This is a genomic window from Klebsiella sp. GG_Kp175 (genome assembly GCF_040062325.1).
GTDB classification, from domain to species: Bacteria; Pseudomonadota; Gammaproteobacteria; order Enterobacterales; family Enterobacteriaceae; genus Klebsiella; species Klebsiella quasipneumoniae.
In genome coordinates, this window is record NZ_JBEAFX010000014.1 from 1 (window position 1) to 23,453 (window position 23,453).

Consider the following 23,453-nt stretch of genomic DNA (forward strand, 5'->3'; position numbering starts at 1 on the left):
TAAAGCAGAAAGCTCAGTCGGAAGGCTGAGCTTTTTTGCGTTTGTGCCATCCGGGGAGGGTGCCGGCATGCCTCCCCGGTGGCGCTGCGCTTACCGGGGCTACGGATCCTGAGCCACAAAACCTGGTGCGCAGCACCGTCTCCAGGCAGACCACTATGCCAGTTCGCTACTATCAGCAATAATTATCACATTAATAGGTTATCTTTACATTGCCCTTAGTAATACTATGGTTTATCTTCCCTGCGCATTGTACCAATGCATCGCTCTCCTGACGGAGAAAATATTAAGCAACTCGCTTATCTTTCATCCTGTTAACTGGTTAAACATTAAATGAAAAAACCGCTAATTGGGATTCTGATATTCGCTTATGGATTAAGCTCACCTCTGTTTGCTGCCGAAACCGCCAACCTAATGCTCTCCGGGCGGGTCGTGTCAGAAACCTGCAATACTGATATTGTGAATAAACAACCTCTGCAGCGCTGCGGAAAAAATACCTACCACATTGCCTCGAAAAATATAGAGAATCACGCGCGTGGTGTGGTCACTCGTACAGTGAATTTATCCAATGATACGAATCGAAAAATAATTATCAGCAGCTACGATTAAATACCTCTCTCTATTTCAGCGCTATTATATTGTGTTCTGCTAAATAATAGCGCTGCATCTTCTTCATATATATTAATGCGTTAGCGAAATTACGAAATTATTCCCGCCGCTGAATACATCACTCCCATTTATGGCGACAATGGGTATGCTTCTCGCCGGTTTTTTGGCTTAATGAGCGATATCATTAACACTTTGTTAACTTGATCTGGTTTATATGACAGCAAATTTGATATACAAAGAGGGATGATTGCCTGTATGGATGCTGTCCGACGTACCTTGCGTCATCTGCTTTGGTTATCGGCTGGCAATATGAGAATAGAAATGAAAATCCTGCTTAACTGGTCGCCGTTGCGCCGGCTCTTCACTTACCTTCAGGAGCGCTTTACCTTTCTGGTGCTGCTCTGCTGGCCAGCGATAATCTGGCTGTTCTGCCGGGTCGGCGTATGGCTTACGGATAACCTGTATGAACTGCTGGGGAAATCACCCGCCCAGTCTTTTACCGTCTATCTGCAGCCGTTTATGACCCCCGGCACGCTGCTGCGCATCTCCATCAGCTGGGTGGTGTTGCTGTTCATTCTCTTCAGCATGGCGATGGCCTTCACCTGGGGTCTGCGCCACTTTATGAACCGCCACAAATAAACCATTCGGGCCGCCGGAAGTCGACGGCCCTTCTTAAGTCCTTATGCCATTTGACCAATCGTTTTGCGAAAACGCAGCAGGGCGATAGTAAAGAACACCGCTCCGATAGCCAGCAAGGTTAAGAACTGCGGCCAGACGATACTGAAGCTGGCGCCGCGGTACAAAATCGCCTGCGCCAGACTGACGAAGTGGGTGGTCGGCATGGTCAACATGATATCCTGAACCAGCTGCGGCATACTTTCCCGCGGCGTGGAGCCGCCGGAGAGCATCTGCAGCGGCAGCAGCACCAGGATCATTAGCAGCCCCAGCTGCGGCATTGAGCGGGCGAGGGTGCCCATAAAAATGCCGATTGAGGTAGTGGCGAACAGGCTGAGCGCCACCCCCAGCATAAACAGTAGAATCGACCCCTCAATGGGCACCTGCAACATCCCCTGTACCATCAGCACCAGCGACAAACCGGAGACCACTAGCACCACCAGCCCCATCGACCAGATCTTGGCCATCATGATCTCAAACGGCGTGACCGGCATCACCAGCAGATGCTCGATGGTACCGTGCTCGCGCTCGCGGATCAGCGCCGAGCCGGTGAGGACAATGGCCAGCATGGTGATGTTGTTGATGATCGCCATCACCGCGCCAAAGCGCTCCTGTTCCAGGTTAGGGTTAAAGCGCATTCTTATCGCCAGCTCTACCGGCAGCACGCTGTTGTCCCGATAGCGGGCAATGAAGCTGTTTACTTCGCCGCTAATAATATTCTGGATATAGCCGTTGCCGGTAAAGGCCTGGCTCATGCGCGTGGCGTCGACGTTGACCTGCACTTCCGGCTGGCGGCCGGCCAGCACATCGCGCTGGAAGTTAGGCGGAATATTGATGGCGAAAGTGTAGCGCCCGGCATCCAGGCCGGCGTCCATCTCATCGGCGGTAATCAGCTCCGGTTCGAGAAACCAGGGGCGGTAGAATGCGTTAATGATGCGTGAAGAGAGCTGCGACTTATCCATATCGGCAACCGCAATCGGCGCCAGGTGTAGCGAGCCGGGCATCACCGTGGCTGAGGAGTACACCGACACCGTAAAAGCAAACACGATCAACGCCAGCATCGCTTTATCACCCAGCAGGCTACGCAGCTCTTTGACGCCAAGATTATAAATATTGCGTAATCCGCGCATCACCCCTCCTGTTTCTTCAGCAGCAGCACGCTCAGCCCGAGCACCAGCGGCACTGCAATCAGTAGTGGAATAAAGGAGCCCCACAAATCGCCGAGATTCAGCGCCTTGGAGAAGGTGCCGCGGGCGATAGTCAGGAAGTGGCTGGTCGGGTAGATTTGCCCAATCCAGCGCCCGGGGCCTTCCAGCGACGCTACCGGATCGATCATCCCGGAGAACTGGGTCGCCGGAATTAGCGTAATGATGGCTGTGCCGAAGATGGCGGCGATTTGACTCTTCATAAAGGTTGAGATCAGTAGTCCCAGTCCGGTGGCAATGGTGACGTACAGCAGCGCCGCCAGGCTTAGCGTCAGGAAGCTGCCCTTATGTGATACGCCAAAGACGAAGACCGACAGCGCACATAGCAGAAAAAAGTTAAACATTCCCAGCATGATGTAAGGCACCTGCTTGCCGAGCAGGAATTCGCTGCGGGTGGTCGGCGTCACGTACAGGTTGATGATCGACCCGAGCTCCTTCTCACGTACCACGCTCAGGGCGCTGAGCATCGCCGGGATCATCATCAGCAGCAACGGGATCACCGCCGGGACGATGGCCGGCAGGCTCTTCACGTCCGGGTTATAGCGATAGCGGGTCTCGATGGAGATGAGCGAGGTATCGCGCGGCGGGCTGCTCTGCCGGCCGGCCATCTCCTGCAGCCAGGCGAGATGCATGGCCTGCACGTAGCCGCGCACCGTCTCCGCGCGGTTTGGCATTGCGCCATCCACCCAGACGCCGATTTGCACCGGCGTGCCGCGGGCGATATCGCGGCCAAAATTCGGCGGGATCTCTATCGCCACCGCCAGTTCGCCGTCGCGCATCCGCCGATCGAGCTCATCGTAACTGCGCAGCGGCGCCTGTTCGATGAAGTAGCGTGAGCCGGCGATATTCTGCGACCAGCCCTGACTGCTGAGGGTTTGATCGCGATCGAGTACCGCAAAGCGCAGATCCTCGACGTCCATGCTGATCCCATAGCCCATGATAAACATCAGGATCACCGTTCCCAGCAGCGCCAGCGTCGAACGTACCGGATCGCGGCGCAGCTCCAGCGCTTCGCGGCGGCTGAAGCTGAACAGCCGTTGCAGACTGAAGGCCTGGCGCGGGGCCGCGCGTTCTGGATGGGATGCTGCAGCAGGCGCAGGTTCCTCAGGAACTGCGGCGGTTGGCTGCGCCTCCTGGAGCCAGGCGATAAACGCCTCTTCTAGGCTGGCGGCACCGCGCTGTTCGACCAGCGCCTGCGGCGTATCGCTGGCCAGCACCTTGCCGGCGTGCATCAGCGAGATGCGGTCGCAGCGTTCCGCCTCATTCATAAAGTGGGTGGAGATAAAAATGGTCACCCGATCCTGACGCGCGAGGTCGACCATCAGCTGCCAGAACATATCCCGTGCCACTGGATCGACCCCGGAGGTGGGTTCGTCGAGGATCAGCATTTCCGGGCGATGGATGACCGCCACCGCCAGCGACAGGCGCTGACGGATGCCCAACGGCAGGGCGGTGGGCAGGGCGTCTTCCACCTCGCTGAGCATGAAGCGCTCGCTCATTTCCGCCACCCGACCGGGGATTTCGCCGTCCGGAATATGAAACAGGCGGGCGTGCAGTTCGAGGTTTTGCCGGACGGTCAGTTCGCTATAGAGCGAGAAGGCCTGCGACATATAGCCCACCCGCTGGCGGGTGGCGATATCCTTCGGATCGACCGGCTGGCCGAACAGCCAGGCTTCGCCTTCGCTGGCGGGCAGCAGGCCGGTGAGCATCTTCATGGTGGTGGATTTGCCGCAGCCGTTGGAGCCGAGGAAGCCGAAGATTTCACCGCGCGCGATGCGGAAGTTAACGTGGTCGACGGCGACGAAGTCGCCAAAGCGCATGGTCAGCCCACGGGCTTCGATGGCGATCTCTTCCTCGCGGTCGTCGCGCGGCGGGATTACCACCGCCTTATGCGCCTGGCGCTGCGCTTCCGGCAGCAGGGCGATAAACGCCTGCTCCAGCGTCTGGCTGCCGGTCTGCACTTTCAGCTCCGCAGCGGTACCGGTCGCCAGCACCTCGCCGGCGTTCATCGCCACCAGCCAGTCAAAGCGCTCAGCCTCTTCCATATAGGCGGTGGCCACCAGCACGCTCATCTCCGGCTGGCGCTGACGAATGCTGTCGATAAGCTCCCAGAACTGCGCCCGGGAAAGCGGGTCGACGCCGGTGGTAGGTTCATCGAGGATCAGCAGCTGCGGGTCGTGGATAAGGGCGCAACATAAACCCAGCTTTTGCTTCATCCCGCCGGAGAGCTTACCCGCCGGGCGATCGCGAAACGGTGCCAGCCCGGTGCTCTGCAGCAGCTCGTGGATACGTGATTCGCGTTCGGCTTTATCATGGCCAAACAGGCGGGCGAAGAAGTCGACGTTTTCATACACCGAGAGGGTGTGATAGAGGTTTTTCCCCAGTCCCTGCGGCATCCAGGCAATCTTCGGGCACACCTCGCGGCGATGATGAACGTCGCGCATATCGCCGCCGAGCACCATCACATTACCCTGCTCAATGGCCCGCGCCCCGGCGATGAGAGAGAGCAGGCTCGATTTGCCGACGCCGTCCGGGCCAATCAGGCCGACCATGCGTCGCGCCGGGATCGCCAGGCTGATATCCCGCAGCGCCACGGTGGCGCCGAAGCGCTGGCCAACGTTGTCCAGCCGGGCGATGGGGGGCGCGGTATCCAGTGGCGTCAATATCATTGCGGCAACCTCACCGTCAGGTCTTCAGGCCAGGAGTGTTGCTTATCCAGCCGCACGTAAGCCATGCCGGGCAGGCCGGTTTTGACATACTCCAGGTGCTGCGCCAGCAGCTCCGGCGGGATGCGCGCTTTGACGCGGAACATCAGTTTGAGACGCTCGTCGCGGGTCTCCACCGTTTTCGGCGTAAACTGCGCGACGCTGGCGACAAAGCTGATATTGGCCGGGATCACCAGATCAGGGGCGGCATCAAGGATCAGCCGCGCTTCGCTGCCAAGCGCCAGCAGGCCCGCCTGTTCGGTGGGCAGAAAGAAAGTCATATAGACGTCGGCGAGATCGACCATGTTCAGCACCCGACCACCGGCGGCCAGCACTTCCCCCGGCTCGGCGACGCGATACTGAATACGGCCGTCGCGGGGCGCCTTCAGCTCGCTATCGTCAATATCGGCAAGGATCCGCCGCTCGGTCGCCTGGGCCGCTTCGACGCGGGTTTGCGCCTGAATAATGCTGGTGCGGGCGGCCTCGATGGCGGCGCGGGCGGCGGAGACCTGGGCTTTCGCCGACTCCAGCGCCGCGCGGGCGCTCTCTGCCGCGGCGCGATCGTCATCCAGCTGCTGGGCTGAGACGGCGCCGCGCTGCGACAGGGCATTCGAGCGGACGTGACGTTTCGCTGTGGAGTCGAGCTCCGCCTGACGCTGCTTCACAACCGCTTCGCTGGCGCGCATTTCACTTTGCCGCTGATCGAGCAAGGCTCTGGCGGCCAGGACCGCGCTTTCCGCTTCCTTGATTTGCGCGGCGGCTTCAAGACGCTGCTCGTTCAGTACACGGGTATCCATTCTCGCCAGCACCTCTCCCTGGCGCACGAACTGACCCTCTTTGACCAGAATGGTGTCGATACGCCCGGCGATTTTGCTGGCAATATCCACTTCGGTGGCTTCTATTCGTCCGTTGCTACTGGCGAAACCCTCCGGGAGGCCCGGCGGGCGCAGCAGCCACCATGCCGCGGCGGCGAGTACCACCAGTAAGCCGACAAAATACCCTGTCCAACGTTTCTTTATTTTGTCCATACGCGACTCGCTTGGTTCCCTGTGCTGAGTGATACGCGTGTCTCCTCCGGCGGGCGGAGCGTCCTCCTTGCGAAGGACGAATAAAGAGGGGAAGGGCCGCTGATGCAGCGCTCTACCGCGTCGATGCGCAGCCGAACGCTGTACTACTTATGTGGTCATCATCAGCGATCCTGGCCTTAATGAAACACGCATAGTGAGAGCTACCGTTAACGCGATAGTAACATCCGCGGCGGGCTTGTCCATACGAAAGGCAGGGTCTTGTCGACGTGTTAACAAAATATCCACTACCGGCAACATTTCATCACCTCAGAACAGCACCGGCAGCCCCAGACCACGTTTCACCTCATGCAGCGTCTGCTGCGTCAGCTGGTGGGCGCGCTCGCTGCCCTGGCGCAGCAGATCCAGCAGCATCCCTTTATCCTGAATAAAGGTGGCTCGCCGTTCGCGGATCGGCGCCAGTAGCGCCTGCAGGCAGGTCTCCAGTTCATTTTTACACTGGCGATCGCCCAGCCCGCCGCGCTGATAGTGGGCTTTCATCTCAGCCACCAGTGCCTTATCGCTATGGAAAGCGTCGAGATAGGTGAACACCACGTTGCCGTCGACATGCCCCGGATCGCTGACTCTCAGGTGTGTCGGGTCGGTATACATCGCGCTGACCGCGCGGTGAATCTCCTCTTCACTGGCCGATAACGTCAGCGTATTGCCCAGCGATTTCGACATTTTGGCGTTGCCGTCGACGCCCGGCAGGCGGCTCACTTCGCTGAGGAGCGCCTTGCAGTGGCGCAGCACTGGCGCGCCGGTGAGGCTATTCATCTTATGGACGATCTCGTTGGTCTGCTCAATCATCGGTAGCTGATCGTCGCCCACTGGCACCAGCTCGGCCTTGAAGGCGGTGATATCGGCGGCCTGGCTAATCGGATAGGCAAGAAAGCCCACCGGCAGCGAACGGGCGAATCCTTTCTGGGCAATCTCATTCTTGACCGTCGGATTACGTTCCACGCGGGCGACGGTGACGATATTCATATACAGCGCGCTGAGCTCCGCCAGCGCGGGCAGGGCGGACTGCAGGCAGATCGTGGTGAGCCTGGGGTCAATGCCGACGGCCAGATAATCGGCCATCACTTCGAGGATATGGTGGCTAACTTTTTGCGGATTGCTGCCGTTGTCAGTGAGCCCTTGCAGGTCGGCGATCAGGATAAACTGCTGGTGGTCGTGCTGCAGCGCGACGCGCTGGCGCAGCGAGCCGACGTAATGGCCAAGATGTAGCTGGCCTGTGGGGCGGTCGCCGGTGAGAATGGTTTGCGGGTGGTTCATCAGGAACTCCTTATCAGACTGTTCAGCCGAAAGACGTCCTGAAAACACCAAAGCCGCCTTCCGGCGGCTTTGAAAATGGAAACGTATATCGTGCCGCCTGTTATGCAGGCAGCCACCAACGGCGGGGATAGGTCACGATCGCGTTTCTGTTCATCTTTTTATCCTGCCACGAAACCATAGTGGGGTAAACCCCGTTTGGTAAAACGTCCGGCGGCGCTGCGCTGGCGCGGGCCTACGGACTGCCCGCACAGGCCGGGTAACAGGATAAAACGACCGCTGTTACATGGTCGAGAAGACGTTCATGATCACGCCGCCGGAGATAATCAGCGCCATGGCGATAATGGCCGCCAGGTCCGGTTTCTGCTTATAGAGGATCATGGAACAGATGGTGACGCCGACGATACCGAAGCCGCACCACAGCGAGTAGGCCACGCCCACAGGGATGGTGCTCATTGCGCGGGTGAGGGCGAAGTAGCAGAGGCCGTAGGCGCAGACCACCAGCACCGAAGGGGCCAGTTTGCTGAAACCGTTGGTCTTTTTGATCATCGAGGTGCCGGTGATTTCGGAGCCGATAGACAGCGCCAGCCATAAAAATCCGAGATTAAACATAGGGGGTATTCCTTTTCTGTTAGTTAGCGATGTTCTTATCCATGGCGGCGGCTGGCGCGGTGGGCGCGGCCTCTTCGCTCGCTTCGGAGCCCATTTTCGAGAACAGGTTCATGATAATGATGCCGCTGGCGATCACCGCCATGCCGATGATGGCGGCGGTATCCGGGTGCTGGCCGTAGAATGCCATTCCCAGCGTCGAGACCACCAGAATGCCGGTGCCGGACCAGGTGGCGTACGCCAGGCCGACCGGGATATCTTTCACCGCCCTTGAGAGCGAGTAATAGCAGGTGCAGTAAAGCGCAATCAGCAGCCCGAGCAGCAGCATTTTGCTGCCGCCTTCGCTGCTACCGAACATTTTTAACGTCGAGGTTGCCGAGGTTTCGGAGAGGATAACCAGCAGCATCCATAACCAGCATTTTGTTTTCGAAGACATCGTTAAGCTCCAGGTTTTTCGTTGGGTAAGGTCATATCTTTCTGTTTTTTAAGTAATCAATGGCCGCATCGGTCAGCTGAGCGCGCGGGGCCGCCGCCAGCGCCGGATTATTCACCACGTCTGTGACGGTAAGATAACGGCGCGGTTCGCTGCTGGCGGCGGCCGGCGCGGTGGGTGCGTCCAGCTTCGCCAGCAGCTCATTCATGGTGCCGAGGAAGACGCCGCAGGCTTCCAGACGAGCCAGCGTGGCCTGCAGATGCCCGGCATAGGCGCTGCCGGCCTGCGCGCCGCGCAGCTGGTTGAGCTCGCTGTGCGGATCGCAGTGGTAGCGCAGGGCCAGAACCGGAATACCCGCCAGCAGCGCCTCGTGCGCGCAGCGGGAAACCGGATTGCGCAGGGTGCCGCTCAGCAGATCCGAGGCTTGCGGATAATCGAGAAACGGCAGCAGTACCGCCCGCCATGGCGCTGACGGCAGGACATCCAGCCAGGTCGATGACGGGATAATCTCGCCCACCTCTCGCCAGGCGGTGGCGTCGGCGAGACCCTCCTCCAGCGCGAGGCGCAGCGGATAGCCGCTTCCCGCCAGGCGTTGGCGGATAGCTGCGCGGTAGCCGTCTGCGGCGGTCACCATCACCAGTACCGGCGGCCGCAGGCGCTGCAAAATCCGCGCAACTACACCTTCAATCTGTTCGTCGGTCATGGCGAGCCTCCGTTAGCCGATGAGCGTCACCTGCGCGCCGTTTTTTAACCCGGCGGCATTGGCTTCTTCGGTGTCGATGTGAAATTCCAGCGCGAAGTCATCGCGCACCCGCACCACCACTTCATCGAAAGTCAGCTGACGCTCGCCGTTGCTGCGCACGCTGACCTTCTGGCCATTGCTGACGTTGAGCTGGCGAGCGTCCTGCGGCGACATATGAATATGCCGCCAGGCGCAGATCACCTGAGAATGGAGCTCAACGTGACCGGCGGGGCCAATCAGCAGCGCGCTACCGGCATTCTCCAGTTGACCGGACTCACGAACTGGCGCTTGAATGCCGAGCGTGAAGCAGTCGGCGCGCGACACTTCCAGTTGCGATAGCGGGCGGGTCGGCCCGAGGACGCGAACGTTGGTCAGCGAGCCCTTCGGCCCGACGACGGTCACGCACTCCTGGGCGGCAAACTGCCCCGGCTGGCGCAGCGGTTTGAACGGCGTCAGGCTGTAGCCTTTACCGAACAACGCCTCGACGTCCTGTTGCGCGAGATGGACGTGGCGGTTGGAGATCCCCACCGGGATCGCCGGCGCCGTTGCGCTCAGGCGGGCGGCGATTTTTTCGCGAAGCAAAGTGTCGATCATGACTTCTTCCCTTTCTTCAGCGCAGGGTGCTTATCTTCCGCTTCGTTCGGGATAGCGGGCGGAACGAAGGGTTCCGGGGCGGTGATAACCACCGGTTCGTCCGTTTTTTCCTCGCGCGGAGGGTTGCCTTTGAGGTTGCTTAACGCTTCAACCACGCAGCGCTCCGGACGGGCAATGACCAGCGACTTCACGGTGTGCTCGGCGCCGGCAACCGCCACGCCGCGTTCGATAGCGGTGTGGATGGCGCTGATTTCCCCTTCAAAGCAGACGCTCACCAGCCCGGAGCCTGGTTTGCGATAGCCAATGCAGGTCACTCCGGCGGCTTTACAGGCGGCGTCGACGGCCTGAATGGCGGCGACCCATCCTCGCGTTTCAATTACGCCTAAACTTTTCATGGTCGGCTCCTGTTAATGGCGGACTAAGCGAATATCAAAATCAAATTGCCGGAAGAAGGCTTCCAGCCGGTCCAGTTCATCCGGCGAATAAGACGGGTCCTGGCTAATCGGGTAGGGCATATCCAGGCGTTCGTACTTTTTGCGTCCCAGCTGGTGGTACGGCAGCATGTCGATGCGGCGGATATTCCCGCGCTTCGCCAGCTTCTGTACGTAATCAATGGCGCCGGTAATGGCGTCGAATGAGTCGTTGTAGCCGCGAATGAGCGGCATACGCACAATGACGTTGGCGCCGGAATCCACCAGCCATTCGAGATTGCGGCGGATCCCTTCGTTGCCGATGCCGAGCATCGCCTTGTGGTGTTCGCTGTTAATCTGCTTAATGTCGAATAAGAAGGTGTCGGTGACCGGCGCCAGCTTCTGGTAGTTGGCAAGCGGTGTGGTGCCCTGGGTTTCGACGGCGGTGTTAATCATCATCTTTTTGCATTCGCGAAATAAGGCGACGGCAAAATCAGTTTGCAGGCTCATCTCGCCGCCGCCGATGGTCACGCCGCCGCCGGAGGAGATATAGAAGTCGTAGTCCTGCATGATGATCTCCATCAGCTCGCTGACGGTGACGTCCTTGCCCATGATGTCCAGCGCGTTCTGGGTGCAAATCTCTTCACATTTGCGGCAGCCGATGCAGTCTTTATGGCGATCGACGAAGTGCTTCATTTCGCCATTCTCTTCCGCCCGATAATGAATACCCGCCGGACAGACGCTGACGCAGTCGCCGCAGTTAATGCATTTGTCGTGCGAGAACATCACCTGGAACTGGCTGCTCAGCCCTTCCGGGTTGGCGCACCACGGGCAGCGAATGTTGCAGCCCTTAAAAAACACCAGCGTGCGAATGCCATCGCCGTCATAGATCGAATATTTCTGGATATTGAAAATTCGGCCCGTTAATTCTTGTTTTGCGATCACGCTTGCCTCCCGCTCCGTCCCGTTACGGGACGGAGAACTTCCGGTTATTTCTCAAATACAGCTCATTTAATTCTCTTTAAGAGAACTAAAACTTCTCAATCACCGTACGGCTGATGATCTCGTCCTGGACCTCTTTGCACAGCTCAACGAAGTAGGCGCTGTAGCCGGCGACGCGGACGATCAGGTCACGGTATTTCTCCGGCTCCTGCTGCGCCTTCTTCAGCACTTCGTTATCGACATAGCTGAACTGCATCTGGCCATTGCCGAGAATCGAGGCGGTACGCAGCAAGGTAATCAGACCATGGCGACCTTCCGGGGTATCCAGCAGCCCTTTGAGGAATTTGAAGTTGTGCACCATGCCGATGTTCATGGTTTCCACGTTCATCTTGCTGACCGACTTGATAATCGCCGTTGGGCCTTGCTTATCCGCGCCCTGGGTCGGGCTGATGCCATCGGAGAGCGGCATCCACGCCAGGCGGCCGTTCGGCGTGGCGTTGGTTAGCTCGCCGATGGGCGTGTTGTTGGAGATAGACAGGGTGCCGTGGCTGAGGGTCGAGTAGAGCATCTTGTACTTACGGCACTCTTTCTCGGTCCATTCGGTAATATCCAGCGCGTACTGGTCGACATAGTTATCGTCGTTACCGTATTTCGGCGCGTTCAGGCAGTCGCGGCGCAGCGCTTCGTAACCTTCAAAGTTGGCCAGCAGCGCATCGCGGATCTGCTCAAGGGTGTATTTCTTCTCTTCGAACACCAGCTTGCGGATCGCCGCCATCGAGTCGACGTAGGTCGCCAGACCGGAGAAAATCAGCCCCGGACCGTGGTTGACCATCGCGCCGCCGGCGGCGACATCTTTGCCGCTCTCCATGCAGCCTTCGACCAGCAGCGACATCAGCGGCTTCGGCGCCACATCGCGGTGGACGCGCTGGCTGATGACGGTGCCGATAGCCGACAGGCGCACGATATGGGCGATCTGCTGTTTCACCGCCGCGTCGAATGCTTCGAAGGTGCGCAGGTCGCGCAGGTCGCCGGTGTCCAGCCCCTGATAGCTATCGAACAGCACCATCCGCCCGCGGTTAAGCACGAACTCGATAGCGATAGGCCACTGGGTGTAGCCGGTGGAGGTCCACTGGTAGATGCGCCCGGATTTCTGCGGTTCAACGCAGCCCATCAGGCAGTAATCGCGGGCGTCTTCAAAATCGAAGCCTTTGCGCAGCATCATCTTGATGTGGGAGTCATCGAAGTGGCAGGCCGGGAAGCCCATTCCCGCTTTCACCACGTCGACGATTTTTTCCATGTATTTCTGCGGCGACTGGTTGTGGATACGGCAGGCCAGCGACGGCTGGTAAACCTTCACGAAGCGCACGGCGTCCATAATCAGATAGGTCAGATCGTTACAGGCATCGCCGCCGCTACGTTTCTGGCCGCCAACGGTGAGGTTGATAAACGGCTGATAACCCGCGAAATATTTCGCTCCCAGTTCGCTCGACATCCACATCAGTTCGGCACATTTGATGATAAACGCCTGCAGCAGCTCCAGTGCGGTGTCGTGGGTCAAGCGGCCTTCGCGGATATCGGCTTCGAACATTGGATAGCAGTACTGGTCGACGCGCCCCAGCGACAGCCCGGTCTGGTTCTCTTCGATTTCAAACAGTGATTCGACGGTCCAGATACTCTGCAGCGCTTCCTGCAAGGTCTTCGGCGGATTGGCCGGCACGTTTTCGTTGACGTCGGCGATGGTCAGCAGCTCGGCGCGGCGCTGGGCGTTTTGCTCTTTAGCCGCCAGTTCGCGGGCATGGGCGGCGATGCGGCGAGCGTAGTTGACCACCCCTTCGCAGGTTTCAATCGCCGCTTTGTAGTAGTAAATGCGGTCGATATCTTCCGGATTTTCCATGCTCAGGCTGGCCAGATGCGCCTCGGCATCGGCTTTAATGCCGTTCATCCCTTTGGTGAACAGCAGCACGTCGTAGCCCGGGCAGGTATCGCCGCCGCCGTTAATCTGGTGATAGGAGAGGTCGCTGACGAAGGTCTCGCCGCTGAAGGCCCAGACGCCAGCCTCACGGTATTGCGCTTCGCAAATCTCATCCAGCGAACGGCCTTCCCAGAATGGGACGATCTCTTCGCGAATGGTTTTTTTATCCGCTTCGCTGATCTCAAACGGATCCTGCGGGCGGGTGCTCATGGTGTCGAGCTCGTCGCGCACCCAGCGCCAGGCGATATCCGGCGAGAAGGCGCCCGCGCGCGGCTTGCCGCACGGATGGCCGACGATCAGCTCATCGTCCTGAATCAGAATCGGCGCGGTTTCGCAGGCGTGGCGGAAGGCTTTCGCTCGCAGCAGAATGGTCGGCATGCCTGGGTTAGCTTTCACCACTTCGGTAAAGGCCAGCGCGCGATAGATAGAGACGCTCGGGCGTACCGTCAGATAGTGGTTACGCAGACGCTGCATACGCGGGGTTAACCCTTCCATCACCGGCGTGTCGGCGCAGGCGGCGAACGGCGCATGGCTGACCTGTTGTGCGCCGCTAAACAGACGCACCGGCAGATTCAACGCGCTGAGATTGCGCTGGGCGCTGATGAACATCGCCGAGAGTTCGTTCACCTCGGCATGCTCAAAAGCGGCGCCATGCAACATGGCGTCGAGCATCGGATAGCCGTCAATGGCGCAGGCGGCGCGGACTTCGCTCAGTTCCGCCAGCTTGAACCACAGGCACTCCACGAGCTCATACGCCTGCTGGGTATTCAGCGCGCCGCTGTTGATATCGCGCTGGAAGTAAGGCAGCAGCGCCTTGTCCGCCCCTTCCGGGTTGACTGCATAGCTGCCGTTATCCAGCTGGAGCGCCAGCTGGAACAGATAGAACGCCTGGCAGGCTTCTTTGAAATTACGCGCCGGATGGGCCGGCACGTGGTGGAGAATGGCTGCGCTATCGAGCAGCTCGGCTTTGCGATAAGCATTGGTCTCCGCCGCCGCCAGCTGCTCGGCGCTGTTGGCCAGATTTTGCGCCAGCGCCAGCAGGGCGTCGCAGGCGTAGATGGCGGCGCGGCAGCCGTTGACTTCATCCATACCGCTGCGGCTGACCGCGCTGCCGAGTGCGCGGGTTTTCTCTTCCAGCTGGTGCTTAATCGCCAGCACCCCTTTTTCGACCACCAGCCTGTAGTCCGGCGAATCCAGATCGCTGTTGAGGTTGAGGAACTGGAAAGCCGATGGGCGACGGGTCGCGTTTTCGTCATGGAAAATCGCCCCGTGCGGTTTACGGCTCTGGTTGCCGACAATGAGTTCGTCGGGGCTGATGGTCAGCGGCAGCTGGCGCATCAGTTCATAGAAACGGCGCGCCGGTTTAACGGCGGCGGGAACGCCCGCGATATCGCCATCCAGGGCGTTCAGCGTGGTGGCATGTTCGGTGCACAGCGTGCTTTTCTGGGCGAGTAAACGGTCTGCCAGCACTTTGACGCGCGGCGTTAAGCTGTAGTGTGCCATGGGTAAGGTTCTCCAAATCTTGTTATCAGTGGCCCTGAACGGCGTTGCCGGTCCATGCCCGGCGATAGAGTTCGGTCAGTGCGTGAGCATCCGGCGCGCGTGGGTTCGTCGGAGTACAGCTGTCGCGTAACGCCTGGCCGATCATCTCCGCCAGCCGTTGGTCAAACTCGTCTGCAAGGACGCCGGTATCGCGGATGCCTGCCGGCATGCTCATTTCGTCTTTAAGCGCCTGAATGGCGACCAGCAGGCTGGTGACGCCCTGGCGGGTAGTGGCCGCAGGCAGATCCAGCAGATGGGCTAGTCGGGCATATTTGCGGGCGGCATCGGTATCGCACAGCCCGTGATAATCAGCGTTCCAGGCGACGACGTGCGCCATCAGCAGGGCGTTGGCGCGGCCATGGGGCACGCGGAAGACGCCGCCGAGGGCGTGGGCCAGGCTGTGGGTTATCCCCAGCGACGCGTTGGTGAAGGCCATCCCCGCCATGCAGGAGGCGTTGTGCATCTTTTCGCGCGCCTGCAGGTTGTCGCCGCTGCGCCAGCAGGTCGGCAGATAGCGAAATACCTGCTGCACCACTTTCTCCGCCAGGGCGTCGGAAAAGTCGCTGGCGGCGCGGGAGACGTAGGCCTCAAGGGCGTGACACAGCACGTCCATGCCGGTGTCGGCGGTAATTGCCGGCGGCACCGAAGCCACCAGCGCCGGGTCCAGAATGGCGATATCCGGCAGCAATGACGCATCCACCAGCACCAGCTTTTCCGCGTTGGCTTTCACCACCGAAAAGGCGGTGACTTCCGAACCGGTACCGCTGGTGGTCGGGATGGCGACGAAGCACGGTCGGGGACGGTCGGCCAGCGGACGGGTTTGCGCCAGGGAGAAAATAACCGCTTTGGCGGCATCGATTACCGAACCGCCGCCGAGCGCGATAACCAGATCCGGGTAGTGGTTATCCATCAGCTTCATACCGCGCACCACGGTGGCGATATCCGGATCCGCCACCACGTCGTCCCACACCTGCCAGGCGATCCCGCGCTGGCGCAGCAGGGCGGTGACGCGCTCGGCGAGGCCAAATTTCACCATCGCTTGATCGGTCACCAGCAGCACGCTGCGGGCGGAAATTTCGTTCAGCACCGAGAGGGCGTCCTGACCGAAGCAAATCCGTGGTTTCAGTAAAAATTCACTCATTGGGCTATTCACTCCTGTTCGGCGTCCCGAAACACCTTCTCAACAATGGCGACCACCGACATCGCTTTGTAGCGGTCTTTATTGAGCGCGAAGTACTCTTCCGCCAGCACGATGTCGTGCATACCGGCGCCGACGTTATCGACGGCGACCCAGGTCTGGTCCTTCATCGGCTGCTGTTTGTCATCTAAGCGGGTGATCAACAGCAGGTTGCTGCCGCGCAGCTCATCGCATTTTTGCGTGGCGACAACATGGCCGGTCACCTTTGCGAGAATCATCGTTATATCGCCTTATATCAGTGCGTTACTTAGCAAGGCGCTCCAGCACCTGGCGGATAACGCGTTCCACGTTTTGTTCGTTGATTGCGCCTTCCGCATTCGCTGCGGCGCCTGGGCTGGCGAAGCGGTCATCGCTGCCTGCCGGGTGTGCTGGCGCAGCGCTGGCCGGAGCGTTGAAACGCACGTCATCAAGAATGCTGCGCTGCGGATCGCTCGCCGGCGTGACGATGGTCGGCTTTGGCTCAGGGCGGCTGCCCGGCGCGCGAAGCTCGTCAATCGACCGCACGCCATAGCCGACTTTGCGGATATTGAGCAGGTTCATCGGGCCGACGTTGTCGGAGCTGGAGCCGCCGCCGACCGCGCCGCAGCCGAGGGTCAGCGCCGGGGAGATATTGGTGGTGGCGCCGATGCCGCCGAGCGCCGCCGGGGTGTTGATCAGGATGCGGTTGACCGGTTTTTCGAGGCTGAACTGGCGGATGACGTCCTGGTTGCGGGTGTGGATCACCAGCGTATGGCCGAGCCCTTCATTAGTCAGCAGCTCTACCACGCGGTGGCAGGCGGCTTTCCAGTCCTCAGCCACGTACAGACCGAGTACCGGGCACAGTTTTTCGCGCGAGTAGGGGTTTTTCGGTGAGACGGTGGTCTGCTCGGCGATCAGCACTTTGGTGCTGGCCGGGACGCAGAAGCCGGCCATCTGGCTGAGGTACAACGCGGTTTTACCGACCACTTTCGGGTTGATGGTGCCGTTCGGGCGCAGCAGCAGCGCCGCCATTTTCGCCGCTTCATCTTCATTCATGAAGTAAGCGCCCTGCGCTTCCAGCTCGCGGTGAACCTCATCATAAATGCAGCCTTCGACGATGATCGACTGCTCGGAGGCGCAGATCACGCCATTATCGAAGGTTTTGCTGGTGATGATATCTTTCACCGCGTGGTGGATATCGGCGCTGCGTTCGATAAATGCCGGGCCGTTGCCCGGACCGCCGCTGATGGTCGGGGTGCCGGACGCGTAGGCCGCGCGCACCATGCCCTCGCCGCCGGTGGCGAGGATCAGCGAAACGTCTTTGCTGTGCATCAGCTCTGAGGTGGCTTCGAGGGTCAGCTGGGTGATGCCGTCGACGCAGCCCTCCGGCGCGCCGGCCGCTTCCGCCGCGCGTTTGACGATCTCAATCGCCTTCCAGCTGCACTGACGCGCGCCGGGATGCGGGGAGAAGATAATGGCGTTACCGGCCTTGAGGGCGATCAGCGCTTTGTAGATAACCGTAGAGGTTGGGTTAGTTGAGGGGACCAGCGCGCAAATCACGCCGAGCGGCACGCCCACGTCCATCACTTTTTTTACCGGGTCGTCATGAATGATGCCAACGGTCTTCAAACCTTTGATGGCGTCGTAGACGCGCAGCGAGGCGAAGCGGTTTTTCAGCACTTTGTCCTGCCAGTTGCCAAAACCGGTCTCTTCCGCGGCCATTTTCGCCAGCGCTTCGGCGTGGTGCGCTGCTTCCTGGGCCACGTTTTTCACGATGGCGTCGATTTGCTGCTGCGAAAAGGTGGCCAGCATTGCCTGCGCTTTTTTGGCGTTGCGCACCAGTTCCCGGGCGTTCTGCCGGGACTGCAAATCGTTATCCAGTTCAATCATGAGTCTATCCTTCATCAGACGAAAAGAGTGGGGACGGGGCGTGCCCTGTCAGGTCATGCTTTGTGCTGCGCCGCGATTTTTTCGATGTCGTTATGGGGACGCGCGATGACGCGAGAGCTGACGACTTCGCCAATGCGTTTCGCCGCTTCCACGCCGGAGTCGACCGCCGCGTTGACCGCGCCGACGTCGCCTTTCACCATCGCGGTGACGAGGCCGGAGCCGACGTTTTCATAGCCAATCAATTCGACGTTGGCGGCTTTGCACATCGCGTCCGCGGCTTCAATACAGGCCACCAGACCTTTGGTTTCGATAAGACCAAGCGCTTCTTTCATCAGGTTTCTCCGTTAGTCCGCAATTTTGTAATGCGAGACGATTTTGTTGATGTCGTTATGCGGACGGGCGATGACCAGCGAGGTCACCACTTCGCCAATGCGCTGGGCCGATTCAACGCCGGAATCCACCGCCGCTTTCACCGCGCCGACATCGCCTTTCACCATCGCGGTGACGAGGCCGGAACCGACGTTTTCATAGCCGATCAGTTCGACGTTGGCGGCTTTACACATCGCATCCGCTGCTTCAATGCAGGCCACCAGACCTTTGGTTTCAATCAGACCTAATGCATCACCCATTTGCGTTCTCCTGGCCTTCAGGCCTTGTGTTTAATGACGATTTTGTTGATGTCGTTATGCGGACGCGCGATGACCAGCGAGGTCACCACTTCGCCGATGCGCTGCGCCGATTCCACACCGGAATCCACCGCCGCTTTTACTGCGCCGACGTCGCCCTTCACCATCACGGTGACCAGGCCGGAGCCGACGTTTTCATAGCCGATTAGTTCGACGTTGGCGGCTTTACACATCGAGTCCGCTGCTTCAATACAGGCCACCAGACCTTTGGTTTCGATAAGCCCCAATGCATCACCCATCGTGATCTCCTCCAGAACAGGTTTTGTGATTCGGGAAAACCGTCCGCGTAACGGCATCAACACGCGGAAGCGGCGTTCGGGGTTCACTATAGGGAATGGGGAGAGAAGTGAAATTTAAATCCGTGTAGATGAATATTTTAGGTTTTTACTCTGCTATTTAGCCTTATTTAGGCTTCTTTTTATCTCTTAATCCTGTTTCATGCGTGAGGATTTTCATGATGATATGGCGTTTTTTTAAGCTATTTATCGGCGGGAGATGAATGTTAATAAGATGCTAATTACTTGCCAGCAATCGGTAATATGGCCACGTTATAATTGTGGGTATGCTCAAGTTCTCGCGTCGAAGATAAACGCAAAACGTGCGCTTTTAGCATCCAGGGAAAAGAGGCATTAATGGAGCGTGAGCGAGGGCGCATTTTCCTCGCGGTGGTACAGGGGGGACGGGTTAATTAAGCGTGCTGCCGGACTTCAGCGTGCAGATGTAGAGCGGTGAGTTGATAGAGCTCAGCAGGATAGCTTTGTCGTTAAGCTTTTGCGCATTGAGGAACAGGCCGTCGTGGCTGTCGGACATCTCGCGCATGAAATAGTCGAAGATGACATCCGGCGATTCATCGATGGACGAGGCGCTGGATTCCCATTTCTTGATGCGGTAGTGGCGCTCGGTCGCCGAGATGCGCTGGCTGGTGTAGCTGAATTTGACGTAACGCTGCAGGTAGAGCCAGCCGGCGGCAGAATCGGTATAGCCTTCCACTACCATCGACCCGTTGCCATTGGCGGCAAAATTAAAATGGATATTGCCGTTCACATTCTCTTTTTCCATGTTTTCAAAACGCATGATCGCTTTGGTGGAGCAGCTCATCACGCCGTCGTTGGCATCCGGCAGCAGGCGCCAGGCGCTAAACCCGGCGGCGGCGATAAACGCGAGGGCAGAGAGGGCGAAAAAGGTGCGGGGCGCGAGTCTCATTGCGGCTTCCAGGAGTAGTAAAAGTAGTTATCGCAATAGCTAAACGGGTTGTCTTCGTGCATCGCGCAGTGGGCGAGAAATACCCGGCCCAGGCCGTTGGTCTCCAGCCGGTCGCCATAGAAGAAAACAAAACGCTCCCCCGGCTTGCAGCTGAGCTTCAGCCGCTGACGCACCTCATCAAAATTCTTACTGTAGGCCGTCGCCGAGACCGAACGCAGCATTTCATCGCTGGCGAGCAGTTCGCACTGGCGGTGGTTCATCAGCGTCAGATTAATTGGCCGGGCGACGTGGGTTCCGGCAAACGTGAATGCCACCAGAAGCAGGGCGATGACCAGCAGGCAGCCGCCGGCCAGATACCAGCACATTCCGCGCGCGTGTGGTGAAGCGGCAGGCGGTATGGTTTCCCTTCCTGCCCCGGCGGGTTCGCCAGGCGGCGCGGCCGGGCTGGCGACATCGGCCAGCGCCGGCCCGGCGTCGAGCAGTTCGATGCTGAGATCCTGATTCAGCTGCAGCATGCCGCGCGACACGGTGACGATAATGTTATCGATATCGTAGTGGCGGAAAGTTTTGCGCAGCATGCTCAGATACTGGTTGAGGTTGCTATTGGAAGAAGTTAAGCCGTTATCGTCCCAGACTTTTTTCAACACTTCATCGCGACTGACCACGCCGGTATGGCGGAGAAAAAAATAGAGCAGCGCGCTGGCGGTGATGGATAGCTGGCTATCTGGTTCATCGCTGCCGGGCAGGGTTAGCGTGCCGTCTGTTGCATCATAAATGAGACGGGCATTGATGTTGTAGCGCATCGCGGCCTCACTCTATTCGCTTCATGCGGGAAGCGTCATTTTGGTCAGATCGTTCACCAGCGACTGGCGATGTTCGCTGCTCATGGTGCGCCCCTCGGTCAGCTCAGATAACCAGATACCGTCGGCGGCGTAGCGTACCAGGGTACCGGTTGGGCCGTTATCCAGCGCATCGCCTTGCGCCAGATGATCCAGCATCCAGTCGCGCCAGCATTTTCGCAGCACCGGTTCGTCCGGCATCGCCAGCGACAGCACCATCAGCTGACGGCTTTCGTGCGTGTCCGTCAACTGCGGATTGGACAGATAGTGCAAATAGGCCCGGGTAAAGCGTCCGTAAGCGATGTTATCGGCGGCCATCAGTTCGCTAATCGCCTTTTCCATAATCGCCAGCAGCCTGGCGAACAGAGCGAAAATCAGCGCCTGCTTATTGGGAAAATGGTGCAGGAGGCCGCCTTTGCTGACCCCAGCCTCGCGGGCGACAGCGTTCAGCGACAGGGCGGCGATACCGTCCCGGCCGGCAATCATCGCCGCCGATTCAAGCAGCTGACGGTGGAGACGGACGGGATCTTTTTTACGATGCTGGGCTTCCATGTTCATGGCCGGAATCATACCGACCAGACGGTATGATTATTTTTGATCGCTATCAATATGAGAGGCGGCTTCGCGCGATGCGATGCCGTTAATGCGTGGAGGCTCACAAATTGTCATATTAATGAAAGCGATAACCCGGAAGGGCTATCGCGTTGAGGTTTATTTCGTTGCCAGGTGCACCGCCAGGCCGCTTTGCCCCGGCGCCAGCTCCGGGCGCAGCGTTAGCGACGGGATCAGATAGTCGCCATGATTCTGCCGGCGGAATGGAATGGGCTCGGTTTGCCACAGCGTGTCCAGCCGCTCGGCCAGGGTGGCGCACTGGTCGGCGAACTGCGCGGCATCGGTTTTGTCCGTGCGGTAGAACACCAGCGGCGGAAGCACCTCGAAGCCGGGATAGAACAGCATACCGTGCTGAATGGGGAACAGGATGTCGTCGATGGGGCCATTGATCCCGCGCGGTGAATAGTGTTCCGCCCAGCCGCCGGCGGTGACGATCAGCATCGCTCGCTTGCCGACGAAGGTGCCTTCCCCATAGCGATCGCCCCAGTGGCGGTCGCTGTGCTCGCCGACGCCATAGGCAAACCCCCAGGCGTACACCCGGTCGATCCAGCCTTTCATGATCGCGGGCATCGAGAACCACCACAGCGGAAACTGAAAAATCACCGTATCGGCCCACAGCAGCTTTTCCTGCTCGGCGGCGATATCCGCGCTTTGAGTACCTTGGGCAAAGGCCTGTTTAGAGTCCAGGGTAGGACGCCAGAACTCGCCGACCGGCGGCGCGCCGCTGTCGTCGGCGTCATACCCGGCCTTCCAGCGCATGGCGTAGAGATCGGAGACCTGGACTTCATGACCGGCCTGCAGCAGATGACGGATGGCGAAATTTTTTAAACCGCCATTGAGGGAGCGCGGTTCCGGATGGGCGTAAATCAGCAGTACTTTCATAACATCACCTCTGAAGTGGGAAGAGCTGCAGAGTAGGAAAGCTGGCGCTATAGTAGAAATTAATTACTTAAATCCCAGGTATAGCTGTGATTAATTTACATCGTCTGGATCTCAATCTGCTGCGCACGCTCGACGTGCTGCTCAGTGAAAATAACGTTACCCGGGCGGCGCAGCGGCTGAATCTGTCGCAGCCGTCGGTCAGCATTCAACTCGCCAGGCTGCGGGAGATGTTTGCCGACCCGCTGCTGATGCCGGGCCCGCGCGGCATGCAGCCCACCGCCCGCGCCGATGAGCTTCGCCAGCCGCTGCGCGCTGCGTTAGCCGCGCTGGAGCAGGCGGTGGCGCCGGTAGCACCTTTTAATCCGGCCGCGGCGGCGGAGACCTGGCGGGTGGCGGCGACGGACTATATGGCTTCGGCGACTCTCATGCCGATGCTGGGCAGGCTACGGCAGGCCTCTCCCGGCAGTCGGCTGGCGGTATTCGAACTCCAGCCGGCGCGGCTGGAGCAGCAGGCGGCCAGCGATGAAGTGGATCTCTTTTTCCATACCCGCGAGGGCGCGCCGCCGGGGCTGCATCAGCGCCTGCTGTTTCGCGAGCGCTACGTGCTGGCGGGCCGGGCCGGGCATCCGGTGCTGCGGCAAGGGTTGAGCCTGGAAACGTTCTGTCAGCTGGAGCAAGCGATCGTCTCCCCGGACGGAGGCGGCTTCAGCGCGGCGACCGATACCGCGCTGGCGAATCTTGGCCTGACGCGGCGGGTTGTCCTTTCCGTGCCACATTTCCTGTTTATGCTGGAGACCCTGCGTAATAGCGATCTGGTGGCGGTGTTGCCGGAGCGGCTGGTGCGCGGGCAGAGCGGGCTGGTCGTCGTCGAGCCGCCGCTGGCGGTCGCCGGCTTTGAGATGCTGATGCTATGGCACGAGCGCTGGCACCGCGATCCGGCGCATCAATGGCTGCGCCAGTTCATTGTGAATTCACTGGAGGAACAGACATGCTGAGCGGACTGAATCACCTGACCCTGGCGGTCAGCCAGCTGGCGCCGAGCGTGGCGTTTTATCAGCAGCTGTTGGGCATGACGCTGCACGCCCGCTGGGACAGCGGGGCTTATCTCTCCTGCGGCGATCTGTGGCTGTGCCTGTCGCTGGATCCGCAGCGGCGCGTTACCCCGCCGGAGGAGAGCGACTACACCCATTATGCGTTTAGCATTAGCGAAGCCGATTTTGCTAGCTTCGCCGCCCGCCTTGAGGTTGCCGGCGTGGCGGTCTGGAAGCTGAACCGCAGCGAAGGCGCCTCGCACTACTTCCTCGACCCCGACGGCCACAAGCTGGAGCTGCACGTCGGCAGCCTCGCCCAGCGGCTGGCCGCCTGCCGCGAACAGCCGTATAAGGGGATGGTGTTTTTTGATGAGTGACAG

25 protein-coding genes are annotated in these 23,453 nt (G+C 59.4%); 4 read left to right on the top strand and 21 right to left on the bottom strand.

The window, feature by feature from the left end:
* Window positions 1–330: 330 nt before the first annotated feature.
* Window positions 331–606 (top strand): DUF2574 family protein, encoded by a 276-nt coding sequence (locus tag ABLU73_RS19325; RefSeq protein WP_064189444.1) that lies wholly within the window; start codon window positions 331–333, stop codon window positions 604–606.
* Window positions 607–927: 321 nt separating this feature from the next.
* The gene (locus ABLU73_RS19330) at window positions 928–1,245 is read left to right on the top strand and encodes a hypothetical protein (protein WP_004204117.1); all 318 of its coding nucleotides are present in this window, start codon (window positions 928–930) and stop codon (window positions 1,243–1,245) included.
* 41 nt (window positions 1,246–1,286) lie between these two features.
* Here ABLU73_RS19330 and ABLU73_RS19335 read toward each other — a convergent pair whose 3' ends face one another.
* The 21 genes from ABLU73_RS19335 to ABLU73_RS19435 all read right to left on the bottom strand — a co-directional run bounded on the left by ABLU73_RS19335 (window position 1,287) and on the right by ABLU73_RS19435 (window position 22,042).
* Complete coding sequence (locus ABLU73_RS19335; protein WP_023319637.1) at window positions 1,287–2,411, bottom strand: ABC transporter permease; 1,125 nt, start codon at window positions 2,409–2,411, stop codon at window positions 1,287–1,289.
* A complete protein-coding gene (gene rbbA, locus ABLU73_RS19340; RefSeq protein WP_264923644.1) occupies window positions 2,411–5,155 on the bottom strand; it encodes a ribosome-associated ATPase/putative transporter RbbA in 2,745 nt (914 codons plus the stop codon). Before rbbA ends, ABLU73_RS19335 begins: the two co-directional genes overlap by 1 nt.
* The gene (locus tag ABLU73_RS19345) at window positions 5,152–6,219 is read right to left on the bottom strand and encodes an HlyD family efflux transporter periplasmic adaptor subunit (protein ID WP_065903158.1); all 1,068 of its coding nucleotides are present in this window, start codon (window positions 6,217–6,219) and stop codon (window positions 5,152–5,154) included. The genes rbbA and ABLU73_RS19345 overlap by 4 nt, the downstream gene beginning before the upstream one ends.
* Window positions 6,220–6,525: 306 nt before the next feature.
* Window positions 6,526–7,533: a tryptophan--tRNA ligase gene (gene trpS / locus ABLU73_RS19350; RefSeq protein ID WP_004204121.1), complete on the bottom strand. Its 1,008-nt coding sequence runs from the start codon at window positions 7,531–7,533 to the stop codon at window positions 6,526–6,528.
* 279 nt (window positions 7,534–7,812) lie between these two features.
* The gene (locus ABLU73_RS19355) at window positions 7,813–8,142 is read right to left on the bottom strand and encodes a multidrug efflux SMR transporter (RefSeq protein WP_004204123.1); all 330 of its coding nucleotides are present in this window, start codon (window positions 8,140–8,142) and stop codon (window positions 7,813–7,815) included.
* A 19-nt stretch (window positions 8,143–8,161) separates the two neighbouring features.
* On the bottom strand, window positions 8,162–8,575 hold the full coding sequence (locus tag ABLU73_RS19360) for a multidrug efflux SMR transporter (protein ID WP_060656737.1): 414 nt from the start codon (window positions 8,573–8,575) through the stop codon (window positions 8,162–8,164).
* A 31-nt stretch (window positions 8,576–8,606) separates the two neighbouring features.
* The gene (locus ABLU73_RS19365; protein ID WP_065697275.1) at window positions 8,607–9,275 is read right to left on the bottom strand and encodes a hypothetical protein; all 669 of its coding nucleotides are present in this window, start codon (window positions 9,273–9,275) and stop codon (window positions 8,607–8,609) included.
* A gap of 12 nt (window positions 9,276–9,287) precedes the next feature.
* Complete coding sequence (locus ABLU73_RS19370; RefSeq protein WP_065697276.1) at window positions 9,288–9,908, bottom strand: phosphate propanoyltransferase; 621 nt, start codon at window positions 9,906–9,908, stop codon at window positions 9,288–9,290.
* Window positions 9,905–10,303 carry a BMC domain-containing protein gene (locus ABLU73_RS19375; protein ID WP_023319642.1) on the bottom strand — a complete coding sequence of 133 codons (399 nt, stop codon included), beginning with the start codon at window positions 10,301–10,303 and terminating at the stop codon, window positions 9,905–9,907. Before ABLU73_RS19375 ends, ABLU73_RS19370 begins: the two co-directional genes overlap by 4 nt.
* 12 nt (window positions 10,304–10,315) lie before the next feature.
* Complete coding sequence (gene cutD, locus ABLU73_RS19380) at window positions 10,316–11,263, bottom strand: choline TMA-lyase-activating enzyme (RefSeq protein WP_043522391.1); 948 nt, start codon at window positions 11,261–11,263, stop codon at window positions 10,316–10,318.
* Window positions 11,264–11,348: 85 nt separating this feature from the next.
* Window positions 11,349–14,735, bottom strand: coding sequence for a choline trimethylamine-lyase (cutC, locus tag ABLU73_RS19385; protein WP_069135423.1), 3,387 nt, complete (start codon window positions 14,733–14,735; stop codon window positions 11,349–11,351).
* A gap of 25 nt (window positions 14,736–14,760) precedes the next feature.
* Window positions 14,761–15,915: a 1-propanol dehydrogenase PduQ gene (locus ABLU73_RS19390; protein ID WP_043522388.1), complete on the bottom strand. Its 1,155-nt coding sequence runs from the start codon at window positions 15,913–15,915 to the stop codon at window positions 14,761–14,763.
* An 8-nt stretch (window positions 15,916–15,923) separates the two neighbouring features.
* The gene (locus ABLU73_RS19395; RefSeq protein WP_017899143.1) at window positions 15,924–16,190 is read right to left on the bottom strand and encodes a EutN/CcmL family microcompartment protein; all 267 of its coding nucleotides are present in this window, start codon (window positions 16,188–16,190) and stop codon (window positions 15,924–15,926) included.
* A gap of 25 nt (window positions 16,191–16,215) precedes the next feature.
* On the bottom strand, window positions 16,216–17,820 hold the full coding sequence (locus ABLU73_RS19400) for an acetaldehyde dehydrogenase (acetylating) (protein ID WP_348850378.1): 1,605 nt from the start codon (window positions 17,818–17,820) through the stop codon (window positions 16,216–16,218).
* A gap of 53 nt (window positions 17,821–17,873) precedes the next feature.
* The gene (locus ABLU73_RS19405) at window positions 17,874–18,152 is read right to left on the bottom strand and encodes a BMC domain-containing protein (RefSeq protein ID WP_004146125.1); all 279 of its coding nucleotides are present in this window, start codon (window positions 18,150–18,152) and stop codon (window positions 17,874–17,876) included.
* A 12-nt stretch (window positions 18,153–18,164) separates the two neighbouring features.
* Complete coding sequence (locus ABLU73_RS19410; RefSeq protein WP_002442227.1) at window positions 18,165–18,449, bottom strand: BMC domain-containing protein; 285 nt, start codon at window positions 18,447–18,449, stop codon at window positions 18,165–18,167.
* Window positions 18,450–18,466: 17 nt separating this feature from the next.
* The gene (locus ABLU73_RS19415) at window positions 18,467–18,745 is read right to left on the bottom strand and encodes a BMC domain-containing protein (RefSeq protein WP_004182810.1); all 279 of its coding nucleotides are present in this window, start codon (window positions 18,743–18,745) and stop codon (window positions 18,467–18,469) included.
* Between the two features lie 445 nt (window positions 18,746–19,190).
* The gene (locus tag ABLU73_RS19420) at window positions 19,191–19,709 is read right to left on the bottom strand and encodes a FidL-like protein (protein ID WP_004204137.1); all 519 of its coding nucleotides are present in this window, start codon (window positions 19,707–19,709) and stop codon (window positions 19,191–19,193) included.
* Complete coding sequence (locus ABLU73_RS19425) at window positions 19,706–20,512, bottom strand: winged helix-turn-helix domain-containing protein (protein WP_064187912.1); 807 nt, start codon at window positions 20,510–20,512, stop codon at window positions 19,706–19,708. Before ABLU73_RS19425 ends, ABLU73_RS19420 begins: the two co-directional genes overlap by 4 nt.
* A gap of 21 nt (window positions 20,513–20,533) precedes the next feature.
* On the bottom strand, window positions 20,534–21,118 hold the full coding sequence (locus ABLU73_RS19430; RefSeq protein WP_017899140.1) for a TetR/AcrR family transcriptional regulator: 585 nt from the start codon (window positions 21,116–21,118) through the stop codon (window positions 20,534–20,536).
* A gap of 141 nt (window positions 21,119–21,259) precedes the next feature.
* Window positions 21,260–22,042, bottom strand: a complete 783-nt coding sequence (locus tag ABLU73_RS19435; protein WP_023319649.1) for an NAD(P)H-dependent oxidoreductase — start codon at window positions 22,040–22,042, stop codon at window positions 21,260–21,262.
* An 86-nt stretch (window positions 22,043–22,128) separates the two neighbouring features.
* Between ABLU73_RS19435 and ABLU73_RS19440 the strand changes: the two genes are divergently transcribed.
* Together ABLU73_RS19440 and fosA are read left to right on the top strand one after the other, a co-directional pair.
* A complete protein-coding gene (locus ABLU73_RS19440; RefSeq protein ID WP_060656742.1) occupies window positions 22,129–23,037 on the top strand; it encodes a LysR family transcriptional regulator in 909 nt (302 codons plus the stop codon).
* Window positions 23,031–23,450 carry a FosA5 family fosfomycin resistance glutathione transferase gene (gene fosA, locus ABLU73_RS19445; RefSeq protein ID WP_032418092.1) on the top strand — a complete coding sequence of 140 codons (420 nt, stop codon included), beginning with the start codon at window positions 23,031–23,033 and terminating at the stop codon, window positions 23,448–23,450. The genes ABLU73_RS19440 and fosA overlap by 7 nt, the downstream gene beginning before the upstream one ends.
* Window positions 23,451–23,453: the final 3 nt, after the last annotated feature.